Raw genomic sequence first — 14,658 nt, 5'->3', positions numbered from 1 at the left:
AAAAACTCCTTAGTTTTAAGATCGTGTCATGTTAATCGTAAACTTATAGCGGTCTGCTCGGTACGAAGACTTCACCACTTCAAGCGGCGTGCCGTCTTGCAAATACGTATTTCGTTGAATCAGTAGAACGGGTGAATATGAGTTGATTCCAAGATGCTTCACTTCGGTTTCAGAAGCTAAAATGGATTCTAACGTTTGATTGGCTTCACCAATATTTAGGCCTAGCTCTTCTTCTATATAGCGGTAAAGAGAGTCGTTAACAATGGATTCTGTTAACCCTTTGACTAAGTTAGCGGATACATATACGCTTTCGAGCGCCATTGGCACGTCGTCAGCTAAACGAATACGCTTGATTTCATAAACAGGTGCATGAAGAGAAATGTGCAGCTGCTCGGCAATTTTTTCTGAAGCCGCAATGATTTCAAAGCTCAGCAATTTACTGCTTGGCACCATTCCGCGCGCTTTCATATCTTCTGTAAAACTCGTTAATCCAACGAGCTGCTGCTCCAGTTTTTTTTCAGATACAAAGGTGCCGCGGCCTTTTTGACGGTATAAATAACCGTCGTTTACTAAATTGTTAATTGCTTGGCGAACGGTCATTCTGCTGATTTCAAATCGTTCTGCAAACTCGCGTTCAGAAGGAAGCGAATCATTTGGTTTTAACTCTCCGTTTTCAATTTGTTTTTTCAACTGTTCTTCAATTTGATAATAAATCGGAAGAGGTGAGCTTTTATCAATCACTTAAGTTCTCTCCTTTATGTAAACCTCCTCATCTAAAAAAGACGAGGAGGCTATAAATTAAACCGTAGTCGATACTTTAGCTAAAGCTTCTTGGTCCGCAATAATTGTAACACAGTGATGCTTCTTTAAAATAGAAGCAGGGAAGTCTTCTGTGATTTCTCCGTTAAGCAGCTGATACATCGCTTCTGCTTTGGCTTCCCCGGAGATAAGCAGTAAAATTTCTTTGCTTTTCATAATCGATTCAATTCCCATTGTAATAGCCTGAGTAGGCACTTCGTCAAGAGAATTAAAGTAGCGCGCATTGGCTTTTCGCGTTGACTCTTCTAACGTCACAATATGAGTAGGAGAGTTGAATGACGTACCAGGTTCGTTAAAGCCAATGTGTCCGTTTTGACCGATTCCAAGAATCTGAAGGTCAATGCCTCCGTGATTTTGAATCATTTCATCGTAGCGGCGGCATTCTTCTTCAGGCGTATCAGCCAGCCCGTTAGGAACGTGCGTGTTGCTTACGTCAATATCAATGTGATTAAATAACGCATCTGCCATATAGTAGTGATAGCTGTTTGGATCTTGCGGCTTCATTCCCACATATTCATCTAAGTTAAAGGAAGTAACGTGTTTGTAAGACGTGCCGTGCTCTTTATGATCTTGAATTAAACGATCATATAATCCTTTCGGCGTGCCTCCTGTTGCAAGTCCCAGATTCATATTTGGTTTTTCATGAAGTTTGCTAATCAGCATATCAGCTGCTTTTGCACTCATTTCACTGTAGTTTTTCACTTGGATGATATTCATTGTTAGTCCTCCTTTTGAAAGCTCAATGTGCCTCGGCAAAATGTCATTTCAACATCTAAGTTTTCATTTAACACCACGATATCCGCATCTTTTCCAATTTTGAGGCTTCCTTTTGTATCGAACAGATTAAGCTGTTTTGCTGGGTTTTCAGCGGTCATCTTTACGATGTCTTCTAATGAACAGTTCGTAAAGCTCATCGTGTTTTTAATCGCATCGTTCATCTTTAAGATGCTTCCTGCTAACGTTCCATCTGCAAGGGTAGCCGTTGTATCGTTTACGTGAACAGGCTGTCCTCCTAAATCATACGTACCGTTTTTTAGCCATTTGGCACGAAGAGAATCCGTGATAAGAATCATGCGTTCACTTGTAATTTGATCGTACGCAAGCTTGACCATTTCAGGTCGGCAGTGGATGCCGTCTGTAATCAGCTCTACAAATAATTCATTTCTCAAATAAGCGGCGCCTAATACGCCGGGCTCTCTATGGTGAAGACCGCGCATGCCGTTATATAAATGCGTAATATGAGAAGCTCCTGCTTCGATGGCTTCATCAACTTGATCATATGTGCTGTCAGAGTGGCCAATAGAAGCGACAACGTTTGTTTCTTTTAAATAAGAAGTAAGAGATAAGCCGTTTGGCTGCTCGGGAGCTAACGTAACAAGTTTAATATGTCCTCCGGCTGCTTTTTGCCACTCTTGAAACAGTGCCACATTCGGATCTTGAATGTGAGTAGGAGGCTGCGCGCCCGCACGTTTCGGTGAAATAAACGGACCTTCTAAGTGAATACCAACTACTTCAGCATCCGCATCTGTTTGCTCTTCGATATAAGCGCCTGCGTTGCGAAGTGCTTTTTCAACCGCTTCATTCGACTGCGTCATAGTAGTTGCTAAAAAGCTTGTTGTACCTTCTTTAGGAAGCGTGCGCGCCATTGTTTTTAATGCTTCTGCCGTACCGTCCATAGCGTCCGCATTGTTAACGCCATGAATATGCACGTCAATGGCACCAGGAATCACTTTATATGAAGGAGAAAGTTCAATTACATGGTCTTTCGGCTGACGTACGTATTGATGGATCTCTCCGATTTCAGTAATTTTCTTGTTCGTTAGTTTAATATACCCGTTTTTTAATGTCTGATTTTCACTATAAACGGTTACATTATAAATAATGATGGATGAATGTGTATCCATACATACACTCCTTTGCTCGTTGTATTGATTTAAGTGTAACGCTTTTTGGAATAGTTGTCTAGACCAGTTAATTCTTTTTTGTGAATTAGAAAGTTTTGTAAGGGCTTTTAACATTGATATAGAGAGGTTTTTAAAAAGAAAATTGGTATAGACAACTATATATTTTGTGTGCTAGTATGAGTCCATGCAGTAAAACCGCCTTCATTTCAGCTGATGATGTAATCATAGGCCGGGGATGAATGCGGTAACTTGTCATCCGATAAATATTGTTACGAAAATCCTTGCTCGTAACATCGGGTTAAATACGTTATACAAAGGGGATAGAAACATGCTGAATTTTTTACAACGTATTGGTAAATCGCTTATGCTGCCAATCGCAGTATTACCTGCTGCGGCATTGCTTCTTCGTTTGGGTCAAAAGGACTTATTAGATATTCCATTTATGGCTCAAGCCGGAGATGCGATTTTTGCGAATTTAGCACTACTGTTTGCACTCGGTATTGCTGTAGGGCTTTCAAAAGATGGAAGCGGCGCAGCAGCACTTGCCGGAGTGGTCGGTTATTTTGTGTTAACAAAAGGAACTGTAGCTATTGATAAAGATATTAATATGGGTGTACTCGGCGGGATCGTCTCGGGGGTAACGGCTGGTTTACTATACAATCGTTTCTCAGCGATTAAGCTGCCCGAGTGGCTCGGCTTCTTTGCAGGAAAGCGGTTTGTACCGATTATTACTTCAGTCGTTATGCTTGCGCTTGCAGGAATTTTCGGGGTTATTTGGCCGCCGATTCAAGATCAAATTAACAACTTAGGAACGTGGATTACAGGAGCAGGAGCGCTTGGTGCAGGTATATACGGATTTTTAAACCGTCTGTTGATTCCAATTGGACTGCATCACGTGTTAAACAGCTTAGTATGGTTTGTATTCGGGGACTATCACGGCGTAACGGGAGATTTGAATCGCTTCTTTAAAGGAGATCCAACGGCAGGAACGTTCATGTCTGGATTCTTCCCGGTTATGATGTTTGGTTTACCGGCAGCTGCGCTTGCGATGATTGCAGCAGCTAAAAAAGAAAAACGCAAACAAGTCAGCGGTATGTTAATCGGACTTGCGGTTACTTCTTTTTTAACAGGAATTACGGAACCAATTGAATTTCTATTTATGTTCGTAGCACCGCTATTATACGTTATTCATGCCGTTTTAACGGGAATATCGATGGCTTTAGCCGTTGCTCTTGGCATTCACGCTGGATTTGGATTTTCAGCAGGTGCCATTGACTTCTTCTTAAACTACGGAATTTCACAAAAACCGCTGCTGTTAGCGGGAATTGGAATTGTATATGCGGTCATTTACTTTGTCATTTTCTACACGCTGATCAAAGCATTAAATTTAAAAACACCGGGACGTGAAGATGATGAAGAAGTAGACACATCAAACGAAACGGTTGTAGCAACAGGCGATAAATATGTGGATATGGCATCGTATTTTATTGAAGATTTAGGCGGAAAAGAAAACTTAACCGTAATTGATAACTGTGCGACTCGTCTTCGCTTACAAGTAGCTGATGCTAGCAATATTAATGAAGCTGCCTTAAAGCGCCACGGAGCGAGAGGAATCATGAAGCTCAATAAAACAAATGTTCAAGTCATTGTCGGAACAGAAGTAGAGTTTGTTGCAGACGCAATGAATCAATTAGTTAAATACGGCACAGCGTCAACCGCTGCACCTGTTGAACAACAGGCTGTTCAAACAGATGCACACACAGAGTTTGTTTTACCGTTTGAAGGCGTTGTAAAGCCGCTTAGTGAAGTGGAAGATCAAGTGTTTTCACAAAAGATGATGGGCGACGGCTTTGCGATTGAACCGATTGAAGGAACGCTCGTATCACCGATTAACGGTGAAGTCATGACCGTGTTCCCAACAAAACATGCGATTGGCTTAAAAACAGTAGAAGGAATTGAAATCCTGATTCACGTTGGATTAGATACTGTGAATTTAAAAGGAGAAGGATTTCAAGCGCTTGTTCAAGAAGGTGACAGCGTTCAACAAGGAACACCTCTTTTACAGGTGGATTTAGAGTATGTTAAAAAGCATGCACCGTCTATTGTGACACCGGTTGTATTTACCAACTTGCCAGCGGATAAAGAAGTGAAGCTGTTAAAAACAGGCTACCAAAAGCAAGGTACAAAAGACGTTATTACATTTTAATAAAAAGGCTGGAACAAACCTGTTCTAGTTAAAAGAAGATCCGAACGATTCATCGTTCGGATCTTTTCATTGTGATGGTGAACGTAGATTCAATGTGATGGTGAACGTAGATTCAATCTATTTAGTTGCTTCTGGCTGTTGATTGGAGGGCAAGGTGAAGACTCCTGCGGGAAAAGCGGAACAGGTGAGACCCCGCAGGAGCATAAGCGACGAGGAGGCTTACCGGCCGCCCGCGGAAAGCGAAGTCTTGCACGGAAATCAACAGCGTTGTTGCAAGCAATCAGCTCATGTATCCTATTTGTTCGTTTTTATATGGGGTAATCTAGTTACGTTTCAATCTCTTTTTCTTTTCTTCATAATTGAGAGAATTTTGTGTTAAAATTTAGGGTGTTTGATACAGCTAGTGCGCAGCAGAGAGGGAGTAGAACAAGTGAAAAAAGAAACGGCATTATTCAAAGTAAAGGTGACAGCATGTTTATTATAGGAGCATTAGTCAATGGATTAGCAATTGTTGTGGGAACATTAATGGGCAAGCTTGCTCACCGCATTCCTGAAAAAGTAAGCGTGACGGTGATGCAAGTGATGGGTTTATCCGTTATCACCCTCGGTTTGCAAATGGGTTTTAAAAGTCATCAGTTTTTAATTGTAATTTTGAGTTTAGCCATTGGAGCGGTTATTGGTGAGTTCATTGATTTAGATGAAAAGCTAAACCTTTTAGGCAATATGATTGAACGAAAATTTCAATCACAGCAAAATGACAAGCAAACATTTAGTATGTCACAGGGCTTTGTGACAGGAACGCTAATTTTTGTTATTGGAGCGATGGCGATTGTAGGGGCATTAGACAGCGGAATACGAGGCGATCACAGCGTATTGTTTACGAAAGCGGTGATGGATGGATTTATCTCATTATTATTAACGACTACGCTTGGAATAGGCGTCATTTTCTCAGCGGTGCCCGTATTTCTGTACGAAGGTATCATTGCGTTATTTGCTACGCAAATTAATGCGGTTGTGCCGCAAGATTTAATGAATAGTATCATTGCCGAAGTCACAGGAGTAGGCGGCGTGTTAATTTTAGCAATTGGAATTAATTTATTAGAAATTATTAAAATTAAAGTTGCCAATTTACTGCCTTCGATTTTAATTGCGGTTGTGATTGTAGTTGTACAGCATACATATTTTTTATGAAGACAAAGCTTGTGAATAGTATTCGCAAGCTTTTTTGTATCTATATGAGCAAAAGTTAAGGAAGTAGCAGGTATAAAGTGATACGTGGATAATGGTATAGAATGAATCGAAAAACAAAAAGGAGGGTAAAAATGCCAAGTCCTGTTTTCAACAAAATGAATACGGTATTTATCCACGTCTCCAATTTAAAGTCTTCAGTAAAATGGTATAGCGAGCTACTGAGTCAAGAATACAAGATGAGCCAGGTGAAGAACCCCGTTTATAATCTTAAAATTGATGGAGAAACAGGGTTAACGCTGGATGCTGGCCCAGAAGGAACAGAAAAACAAATAGTGGCTAGTCTCCATCCAATTTTTAATTTCCATACGGAAGATATTAAAGAAGCGTATGAATTTGTTAAAGGAATGGACTATACGATTGATTCTCCGATTACTTCTTTTGATGATTTTTCGTTTTTTACGATAAAAGATCCGGATGGACATGTGGTCATGATTTGTACAGGATAAGTAGTTAGCTCCAGAAGTTTAAGGTATAGTATACTAATAATAAAACCCTAATGAGATGAAGTAAGGAGAAATACTGCTTATGAAAGACAATCAACAGATTACAGCTCTTATTGCTGCACAAGTGGAGAAGTTAGCACGTCAATTTGGCTATGACTTTTTATCTGAAAAACAAGGGAATCAAACGCTTTGTCAAATTCTTCAGCGAGATGAAGACGGATCTATTTTGGCAACGCCGCTTAGTTTTCATTTACATATGAATGAAGACAAAGGAACGGGAGATATTATTTACTACCATGAACAAGGGGAATTTAAGCGTCAGCAAGTGAATGTATATGAAGAAAATAGCCTTGTGAACGTGTTGTTGTTTATCCAAGAGCGGTTGAAAGTCAATCGATAAAAGACATATGCAAGAAAAAAAGCAGGGAGCTCCCTGCTTTTTTCTATGAATTGATATAGCGCAATCCTACGCGGTTATTAAAAATTTGGTTATGATTTTTGAAGACAAAAGCACCTGCTGCGTGATCAATCACCAGCTCATTGTCGTACACTTCTTCCATGTCATCATCAACAATAAATTCCAGGTCTTCAACTGTTACAACTTTTTCATAGGGTTGAAGGCTGCGCTTTGAGATGATCTTCATTTCATAAATCGTATTAACAATATCGCAGCTTCCCCGATCAAAAGAAAGCTGAATCATTTGATTTTGTTCCACGTTCTGCAACGCTTCTTTTGCAGAAGGAGTGACGCGTATATTCATAAATGATATCCTCCTTTTTCTATCCTCAAATTAAATTGTGTGAAATGTATTTAGGAATACTTTATTCGATTTTTATGTCACGGGCAAGAAAAAAGCTTTCTCACTATTATTATTTCCCTTTCAAAACAGAACAAAACGCTGATGTTTTTATCATGTTTTCATAAAGACGTACATAGATATCACCTGTATGTGATGAAAGGAAAGAGGAAAAAACTGCGCTTTGTAATTCTTAGGTGTAAATACTTAATTATAGGAATATATTGTAAAAATACAAGAGGATAAGTCATTTACGTATTTTAATAGTTATTGAGATAGTTTTGAATAATTGGTTTTATTTTCAATATATTGGGTACTTAAGTAGAGTACTTTGCACACGATATTGCACCGAAAGACATCGGTTTATCGGACTAATTATTGTCTTATTTTGTCGAAGTAGTAGAATTTATGGAAACCATTCCTTATCATGTACAAAGTGACTAACAAAATACATAGGAGGTTCTGGTGTAGATGAGTGAGAAAGATCAAAACAGAACAACAGACGAAACAGCGGCTTCGCTAGAAACAGCGCCCGCTCCCAAAAAAGCGCCAGCTAAATGGATTATCATTTTGGCAGCTTTAATTGTGATTATTGGAGGAGTAATTACATTTGCTACGGTATTTAAAAAATCTCCTAAGCAATTATACTTAATCTCTGAAGTAAATACGTACCAAAAAGCAGCAGATGAATTAGAAACGAAGTACAGTGAAACGATGGCTTATCAGGAAAAAGCGATGAAGCAGCCTTCTACCACAAATGCTACTGTCAAAGGCGGCTTTAACATGGATTCACTTTCGTATGATCCAAGCTTTAAAATGATTCAAGATCTTATCAGTAAAGCTGAAATTAAAATTAAAGCGGAACAAGATCCGAAAAAAAGTGAAGCATACGGTTCACTGGCTCTTAATATCGGCGGTTCAAAAGCGCTTGACCTAGAAGGTTTTCAAACGAAAGAAAGAATAGGCTTTAAAGCCCCGATTCTAGCAAATGAATATTTCTATTTAAACTTAGACGAATATGGACAGGCAGCGCGTAAGTTCGATCCTTCGTATTCAGGTCCTGAAACGCTTGATATTAACACGAGCAACGTAAGTTTAGAAGACTTAAAGTTAACGGAAAAAGAAAAAACCTACATTGCAAAAGAGTACGGAACGTTCATTTATGATCAGCTAGACAGCGATTATTTTACAAAAGAAAAAAATGTGGATTATAAAACAAATGGCAAAACGCTTCAGTTAACAAGCGTGACGCTTAACATGTCTGACAAAGAAACAAAACAATTTATGGATAAGCTTATTGCAAAGGTAGCAAAAGATGACAAGCTTCATACTATCTATGCAAATCACGTGTCTAAGCTGTTTAAATCTTCAGCAGCGACAAATCCAGAATTAAAAGATATGGCAGATCCAAAAGAATTGAAAAAATCAGTAAAAGAAAGTCTTCAAGACTTCCAAAAAGATGCAAAAGATATCACGTATCCTGGCGGTGTTAAATCAACCGTGTACGTTCAAGACGATGTTGTTGTAGCACGCGATATGAACATGGGTCTAAAAAATGCTTCTGACGATAAAGGCAAGATTAACGTAGTGACTAAAAATGTTCCGTACGAAGATAACAAAACGGCAAAGCAGTTCAAAACAGTGCTAACGGAGAACAGTACGGATGATGTGTTAACGTTTGATATGAAAAATGATGTAACAAAAGAAAGTGACAAACGAAAAGAAAATATGTCTATTCACGTCTTAACAAAAGATTCAAAAGATGAAGACACGAATATGACGTTTAAAATGAATTCAGTAATCAACGGTAAAACCGATGCAAAACAGACGGCTGACCGTACTTTCTCTTTAGACTTAGGTGATCAAGAAGATCTAGTAGTAAACGGAGAAGTAAAGCAGAATCAAGCAATAAGTGCTTCAAAAGGAAAAGCAGATTATTCGTTTGATATTCGTACAAAAATAGGACCAAAAGCAGATCCTGCAAACGTTACGTTAAAAATTGACTCTGCTTCTCAATTAAAAAAATCAGCCTCTATTCCAGAGCTTGACGCATCTAATGCGACAAACGTAAAAGATGTAACGCCTGAAGATATGCTGTCGATTCAAGAAAATTTCGCTAAAAATGTTCAAGGTCTCATGATGAATATGGGAACCGCTGGTTACTAAAAGGTGCAAAGCAGATGAAGATATATTTCTCTTTGACTCTTTTTACATGTAAAGCTCTATTGAAAAATATAAAATCTCTCATACTGCTAATAATGATCCCTGCTCTGTTTTTACTTGGAGCAGGGATCATTATTAGTCAGACCATGCAAGGTGAGGAGAAAGTCAATCGGTTTCCCGTGGCCATTGTGGATAAAGATGATACTGCACAGACGAAGTACGTCATCGAACAGCTGACTGAAGGTAAGCTTCGCAAGATCATGAAGCCGCTTTATACGAATGAAGAGAAAGCTAAACAGCTGCTGCGAGAAAATAAAGTGGCAGCCATTGTAACGCTGCCAAAAGGTTTTAGTCACGATATTGCTCATGGGGAAAATCAGCCTTTACACGTCATTGGAAACAGCAATAAGCCGCTTCAGTCACAGCTGTTTCGCTACGTGATGGAAAGTGCAGCCGACTACACGTCAGCTGCTCAAAGCGGTATTAATACGGTTGATGCCTTTTTAGAAAAAGAAAATGTTTCTGATGAAAAGAGACGCGCAGAATTTAAGAAGAGCTTAGTAACGTTTGGGCTTCATGTATTAGATAGAGGAAGTTTATTTGATGAACAAGTAGAAACGAGTTTCTTTCAGCAGGATATGAAGCAATATTATGTCCTGTCTTTTGCTGCTTTGCTGCTTATGATTTGGAGCTACGGAGGATGGCTGCTTGCTAGTGAAACGCAGACTTCTCCCGTGCTGGATCGAATGAAAACAAGAGGTGTATCGTTTCTTCGCATTTATTTAGCGCAGCTGACGGCTCTGTTTGTTCTTTTGCTACCGGTATCTGTCGTTTTATTTGGAAGCCTCATTAAAGGACTGAAACTGCCTGTAACCGGTACGTACGGAGAGCTTTTTTTAGGGGTAAGCGGAAGTTTGGTTGCTTTTTTATGTTTGTTTTTACTTCTTCGGGTTCTTTTTTTATCACAAAAAGCTTATCAAATAACCGGTTTGCTGTTTATTTTGCTGAGTGCGATTTTAAGTGGACATGTTGTGCCGGTCGTCTATTTACCAGACTGGGCGAGTGGTTTTCAGAAATGGTCACTCAACACCCGCGTCTTGGAGCTGTTATTTTATGAATTTGATGGATATAACACAAACGAAGCTTTTCTTTACCTTAAGCCTATTCTCATTACGGCAGCAGGAAGTTTTGTTCTTGCTGTTAGCTACGTGATGATTATGCAAAGGCGGTGGAGAAAATGATCAGTGAAAAAATAAAGCAGCTGCTGAAGCGTCCTATGCTTATTGTCATGATCTTCTTTTTACCTTTAATAGGAACGGTCATCAGCAGCTCATTTTTAGCAAAAGTACAAAGTGATTCAAAAATACCCGTTGCTCTTGTCGATCAAGACCGCAGCAACATGTCTAAACAAGTGATGGATCGACTGCAGAAAACAACAGAAATTCAGTTTCTTTCTATGAATGAAGAACAAGCGAGAAAGCAGCTGGCAAAAAATAAAATTGACAGCATTTTTGTGTTTCCTAACGGATTTCAGCAAGAAGTAGAAGCGGGGAATTATCAAGGAGTCATTGATTTGCTTACGCTGCCTTCTTCTGTTGCGACAGAAGCGGTTCGAGAAGTCGTGGCCAGTGAAGTGACACGGTTAACGACAAATGTTAAAGCCGCAAATGAAGTGCGTTTTTTATATAAAGTCTATAACATTCATGCAGGACCGGATTTATGGAAAGAAGCGTATCACTATACCGATAACCAGTGGAAACCAAAGCCGCTGATGACAATTGATTACGAGGCGCAAGGAACGAAGAAGCATAAGAAGCAAGGGAGCGTTCAAATGACCGGATACGTGCCGCTATGGGGATTTTTTACGCTTTTACTTTGCTGCATTACATCAGATTGGATGATTAGAGAGCGGAGGCACCTTTTCAAACGAATGAAAACGATGCAAAAAGGACTTTACGGTTATATTCGAAGCGTCAGCGCCGCTTATGCTGTGCTATACGTGCTTCAAGCTTTCATCAGCTTTGCTCTATTTAAATGGCTGTATGGAGCAGAGTCTTACGGTGTGCTGCTGTATATGTGTATCTATGTGATCACATGCGTTGCTTTTAGCACGTGGCTTGCAAGTGAAAGTCAGCGAGTTGGCTCTTATTATATGATCAGCGTCGTCATGGTCACAGGACTCAGCATAATAGGAGGGAGCTTTTTCCCGGTAGGAGAGCTTTCTGCAACGATTGAAAGAATAAGTCAGTGGCTTCCGCAGCATCTGCTTCTGTATCAGCATACACTGCCGCTTACGTTCATTTGGAAAGAGATAGCTGTTTCCATTGGATGCATATGTTTGTGCACGTTTAAAATAGTGTGGAATGTGAGGAGCATTAAATGATTGAAATTAACAATGTTAGCAAAACATACGGAAAAAAACAATCGTTAGCAAATGTTACGCTGACCGTAGAAAGTGGAGAAGTCATTGGTCTTTTAGGACCAAACGGCGCTGGTAAGTCAACGCTTCTGTCTATTTTGTCTACCATTACGGCTCCTTCAAGCGGGAATGTCACGATTGGAGGCTTATCGCTTAAGAAAAATCAAAAAGCGATACGAGAAGTCATTGGCTACGTTCCACAAGACATAGCGCTGTGGGAAGAGCTTAGCGTAAAAGAAAACATGAAAATGTGGAGCAAAATGACTTCACGCTCTTTGTCGAATGAACAGCTTCAGTCTCTTTGCTCAGCTGTACAGCTCGAAGGAAGATGGAAGGATAAAGTGAAAAATTTATCAGGAGGCATGAAGCGAAAGCTGAATATAGCCGTTTCACTTATTCATGAACCGTCCGTTTTGTTAATGGACGAGCCGACAGTCGGAATTGATTTGCAGTCCAAGCTTGAGATCATTCGTTATATTAAACAGCTGGCGGCAAAAGGAAAGACGATTATCTATATCACCCATGATTTGAATGAAATTTTAGGCGTGTGTGATCGGTTTGCCGTCTTAAAGGAAGGAAAGCTGGAGTTTGTCGGCACGATGGACCAAGCGAAGGAAAAGACTGGGGAAGACGCAGAAGAGAACGTTGTGTATAAGCTGCTGCATGATTAAGAGTAAACAATCATAAAAAAAGAGCCGCTTCATGAAGAAGCGGCTCTTTCTATTATGCTTGTGTAACTTCTTGTTCTGGTGAATGGCTTTCAGGCTGCACGCGTTCTTCCTCAGGAAGGGCACGTACTTCCACTTCTTTCATTTGGTGACCGTCCATTTCTTTTGCAATAAACTCGTATCCAAAAAGTTTGAACGATTCGCCTTCTTGAATATCGATATTTTGCATCAGCATCCAGCCGCCGATTGTATCGATATCATCGTTTTCAATTTCGATATGAAGCACTTCGTTGACTTCTTCAAGCAGTACTTTTGAGTTAAAGACAAAGTGCTGATCGCTGATTTTTTGAACAAGCGGCTTTTCATCTGTATCAAACTCATCTCGAATTTCTCCAACGATTTCTTCTAAAATATCTTCAACGGTAACGATACCAGCCGTACCGCCGTACTCGTCAATCAACACGGCCATATGCGTACGTTTCTTCTGCATCGAGCGCAGTAGGTCTTGAATCGCTACGGTTTCAATTACTTGAATAATAGGATTCATATAAAGCTTCACGCTTTGCTTTTTTAACGCATCGTTAATTACGACATCGTTTAGAATCTCTTTGACGTTGACTAAGCCGATAATGTTATCTTTGTCTCCGTCAACGGTAACAGGGTAACGGGTGTAGCGGTCTTCTACAGCAAGCTTTAAGAAATCTTCAATGCTGTCGTCTTCAGAAACAGCTGAAATTTCTGTTCTTGGTACCATGATTTCGCGAGCAACACGGTTATCGAATTCAAAAATGTTGTTCACGTACTTATATTCAGACTGGTTAATTTCCCCGCCTTTAAAACTTTCTGATAAAATAATGCGCAGCTCTTCTTCACTGTGCGCAAGTTCATGCTCTGAAGCTGGCTTTAATCCAAACATGCCAGTTAACAAACGGGCAGAACCATTTAGTAACCAAATGAAAGGGAACATGATTTTATAGAATAAAATTAACGGACGAGCAAACAATAACGTAACTGTTTCAGCTTTTTGAATCGCAAATGTTTTTGGCGCTAATTCACCAACGACTACGTGAACAAACGTTACAAGCGCAAATGCGATAATGAATGAAAGAATATGTGTTAAAGATGCAGCAACACCAAGTTCTTCAAACAGAGGTTCCAAAATCTTCGCAACAGTCGGTTCTCCTAACCAACCGAGTCCTAAAGCAGTAATCGTAATACCAAGCTGACACGCAGATAAATACTCATCTAAGTGTGTCGTTACGGTTTTAACCGCATTCGCTCCTTTTTTGCCTTCAGCAACAAGTTGATCTACCCGTGAACTACGAAGCTTCACAATTGCAAACTCTGAAGCAACGAAAAAAGCAGTGAGTACAATTAAAATCGCAAAAATAATTAAGTTAATGGTTATCAATGAATATACTTACTTTATAGTGCTATAAAGTAAGTAAACACCTCCTGTAAATAATAAATTTACGACAGCAGCAGCAGTAAAGAGTGCAAAAGAGTGACGCTTTCTGGTGAAAGCCGATTCATCATTACTTTTCGATCTTCTTCATTCAGCTTTTCCATAAGCGGTGCAACTTCTTTTAAACTGTCGTTTAGTACGTAAAATTTGGATGCTAATTCGTCTTTGGAGTGGCTATTCTCGGATTGCTCTACAGAAAAGAGAGAAGAAATCTCTTCAAGAGAACGGCCTTCGCTTTTTAATTTTTCAATTAAGTAAAGACGTTTCAGCGCTTCTTCGTTATAAAAGCGATAGTTAGAAGCAGAGCGTTCTGCTTTTAACAACCCAATGTTAGTATAATAGTCAACCGTGCGCTTCGTTACATGTGCCATCTCTGCAAGTTCGCCAATTTTGTATGTCGCAACCCCATCAGAATACCACCTCCTTTAACTATGTCAACCATCACGTGATGGTTTTTATCTACGCAACTATTTATCTTTTATCCTATCGTAATTAAGTATACGCGCGTAAGATCAAAAAGTTT

The 14,658-nt window shown here is 39.7% G+C and carries 15 protein-coding genes; 9 read left to right on the top strand and 6 right to left on the bottom strand.

Translation table 11 applies throughout. The annotated features are described in order from the left end of the window. Positions 1-15: 15 nt before the first annotated feature. Genes ACWATA_RS18385 through nagA form a run of 3 tightly spaced genes read right to left on the bottom strand, consistent with a single transcriptional unit; the run spans position 16 to position 2,723 of the window. Entirely contained in the window at positions 16-741 is a 726-nt protein-coding gene (locus ACWATA_RS18385; protein WP_034270436.1) for a GntR family transcriptional regulator, read from the bottom strand. Between the two features lie 57 nt (positions 742-798). Next, on the bottom strand, positions 799-1,536 hold the full coding sequence (gene nagB, locus ACWATA_RS18380) for a glucosamine-6-phosphate deaminase (RefSeq protein ID WP_033578330.1): 738 nt from the start codon (positions 1,534-1,536) through the stop codon (positions 799-801). Positions 1,537-1,538: 2 nt separating this feature from the next. After that, the gene (gene nagA / locus ACWATA_RS18375; protein ID WP_328179934.1) at positions 1,539-2,723 is read right to left on the bottom strand and encodes an N-acetylglucosamine-6-phosphate deacetylase; all 1,185 of its coding nucleotides are present in this window, start codon (positions 2,721-2,723) and stop codon (positions 1,539-1,541) included. A gap of 328 nt (positions 2,724-3,051) precedes the next feature. On the opposite strand from nagA, the gene nagE reads away from it, so the two are divergent. The 5 genes from nagE (at position 3,052) to ACWATA_RS18350 (ending at position 7,023) form a co-directional block, all read left to right on the top strand. Next, a complete protein-coding gene (gene nagE, locus ACWATA_RS18370) occupies positions 3,052-4,929 on the top strand; it encodes an N-acetylglucosamine-specific PTS transporter subunit IIBC (protein ID WP_430093142.1) in 1,878 nt (625 codons plus the stop codon). Between the two features lie 138 nt (positions 4,930-5,067). Next, positions 5,068-5,250, top strand: a complete 183-nt coding sequence (locus ACWATA_RS18365) for a hypothetical protein (RefSeq protein ID WP_080754389.1) — start codon at positions 5,068-5,070, stop codon at positions 5,248-5,250. Between the two features lie 150 nt (positions 5,251-5,400). Then, a complete protein-coding gene (locus ACWATA_RS18360; RefSeq protein WP_033579488.1) occupies positions 5,401-6,120 on the top strand; it encodes a DUF554 domain-containing protein in 720 nt (239 codons plus the stop codon). Positions 6,121-6,251: 131 nt separating this feature from the next. Further along, the gene (locus ACWATA_RS18355) at positions 6,252-6,626 is read left to right on the top strand and encodes a VOC family protein (protein ID WP_063247601.1); all 375 of its coding nucleotides are present in this window, start codon (positions 6,252-6,254) and stop codon (positions 6,624-6,626) included. A gap of 79 nt (positions 6,627-6,705) precedes the next feature. Beyond that, on the top strand, positions 6,706-7,023 hold the full coding sequence (locus ACWATA_RS18350; RefSeq protein WP_013082157.1) for a hypothetical protein: 318 nt from the start codon (positions 6,706-6,708) through the stop codon (positions 7,021-7,023). Positions 7,024-7,066: 43 nt separating this feature from the next. Here the strand turns inward: ACWATA_RS18350 and ACWATA_RS18345 are convergent, their stop codons facing one another. After that, entirely contained in the window at positions 7,067-7,384 is a 318-nt protein-coding gene (locus tag ACWATA_RS18345) for an iron-sulfur cluster biosynthesis family protein (protein WP_013055888.1), read from the bottom strand. A gap of 507 nt (positions 7,385-7,891) precedes the next feature. Between ACWATA_RS18345 and ACWATA_RS18340 the strand changes: the two genes are divergently transcribed. Genes ACWATA_RS18340 through ACWATA_RS18325 form a run of 4 tightly spaced genes read left to right on the top strand, consistent with a single transcriptional unit; the run spans position 7,892 to position 12,673 of the window. Beyond that, entirely contained in the window at positions 7,892-9,586 is a 1,695-nt protein-coding gene (locus ACWATA_RS18340) for a hypothetical protein (protein ID WP_473050028.1), read from the top strand. Positions 9,587-9,600: 14 nt separating this feature from the next. Next, entirely contained in the window at positions 9,601-10,824 is a 1,224-nt protein-coding gene (locus tag ACWATA_RS18335; protein WP_473050027.1) for an ABC transporter permease, read from the top strand. Next, positions 10,821-11,966, top strand: a complete 1,146-nt coding sequence (locus ACWATA_RS18330) for an ABC transporter permease (protein ID WP_473050026.1) — start codon at positions 10,821-10,823, stop codon at positions 11,964-11,966. The genes ACWATA_RS18335 and ACWATA_RS18330 overlap by 4 nt, the downstream gene beginning before the upstream one ends. Then, positions 11,963-12,673 (top strand): ABC transporter ATP-binding protein, encoded by a 711-nt coding sequence (locus tag ACWATA_RS18325; protein WP_182029583.1) that lies wholly within the window; start codon positions 11,963-11,965, stop codon positions 12,671-12,673. Before ACWATA_RS18330 ends, ACWATA_RS18325 begins: the two co-directional genes overlap by 4 nt. A gap of 52 nt (positions 12,674-12,725) precedes the next feature. On the opposite strand, the gene ACWATA_RS18320 is transcribed toward ACWATA_RS18325, so the two are convergent. Next, positions 12,726-14,081 carry a hemolysin family protein gene (locus ACWATA_RS18320; RefSeq protein ID WP_033578338.1) on the bottom strand — a complete coding sequence of 452 codons (1,356 nt, stop codon included), beginning with the start codon at positions 14,079-14,081 and terminating at the stop codon, positions 12,726-12,728. A gap of 59 nt (positions 14,082-14,140) precedes the next feature. Next, on the bottom strand, positions 14,141-14,506 hold the full coding sequence (locus tag ACWATA_RS18315) for a MerR family transcriptional regulator (RefSeq protein ID WP_033578339.1): 366 nt from the start codon (positions 14,504-14,506) through the stop codon (positions 14,141-14,143). Positions 14,507-14,658 lie beyond the last annotated feature (152 nt).

The sequence above is a fragment of the Priestia sp. USM5 genome, assembly GCF_058323215.1.
Note: the sequence above shows the minus strand (reverse complement) of the source record. Positions and strands in the feature narration are given on the sequence as shown.

What these genes read in the sequence shown, in the direction of transcription:
- nagB (WP_033578330.1), bottom strand. Translation starts at nt 1,536, where the DNA reads ATGAATATCATCCAAGTGAAAAACTACAGTGAAATGAGTGCAAAAGCA.
- nagA (WP_328179934.1), bottom strand. Translation starts at nt 2,723, where the DNA reads ATGGATACACATTCATCCATCATTATTTATAATGTAACCGTTTATAGT.
- nagE (WP_430093142.1), top strand. Translation starts at nt 3,052, where the DNA reads ATGCTGAATTTTTTACAACGTATTGGTAAATCGCTTATGCTGCCAATC.
- ACWATA_RS18360 (WP_033579488.1), top strand. Translation starts at nt 5,401, where the DNA reads ATGTTTATTATAGGAGCATTAGTCAATGGATTAGCAATTGTTGTGGGA.
- ACWATA_RS18355 (WP_063247601.1), top strand. Translation starts at nt 6,252, where the DNA reads ATGCCAAGTCCTGTTTTCAACAAAATGAATACGGTATTTATCCACGTC.
- ACWATA_RS18350 (WP_013082157.1), top strand. Translation starts at nt 6,706, where the DNA reads ATGAAAGACAATCAACAGATTACAGCTCTTATTGCTGCACAAGTGGAG.
- ACWATA_RS18345 (WP_013055888.1), bottom strand. Translation starts at nt 7,384, where the DNA reads ATGAATATACGCGTCACTCCTTCTGCAAAAGAAGCGTTGCAGAACGTG.
- ACWATA_RS18340 (WP_473050028.1), top strand. Translation starts at nt 7,892, where the DNA reads ATGAGTGAGAAAGATCAAAACAGAACAACAGACGAAACAGCGGCTTCG.
- ACWATA_RS18335 (WP_473050027.1), top strand. Translation starts at nt 9,601, where the DNA reads ATGAAGATATATTTCTCTTTGACTCTTTTTACATGTAAAGCTCTATTG.
- ACWATA_RS18330 (WP_473050026.1), top strand. Translation starts at nt 10,821, where the DNA reads ATGATCAGTGAAAAAATAAAGCAGCTGCTGAAGCGTCCTATGCTTATT.
- ACWATA_RS18325 (WP_182029583.1), top strand. Translation starts at nt 11,963, where the DNA reads ATGATTGAAATTAACAATGTTAGCAAAACATACGGAAAAAAACAATCG.
- ACWATA_RS18315 (WP_033578339.1), bottom strand. Translation starts at nt 14,506, where the DNA reads ATGGCACATGTAACGAAGCGCACGGTTGACTATTATACTAACATTGGG.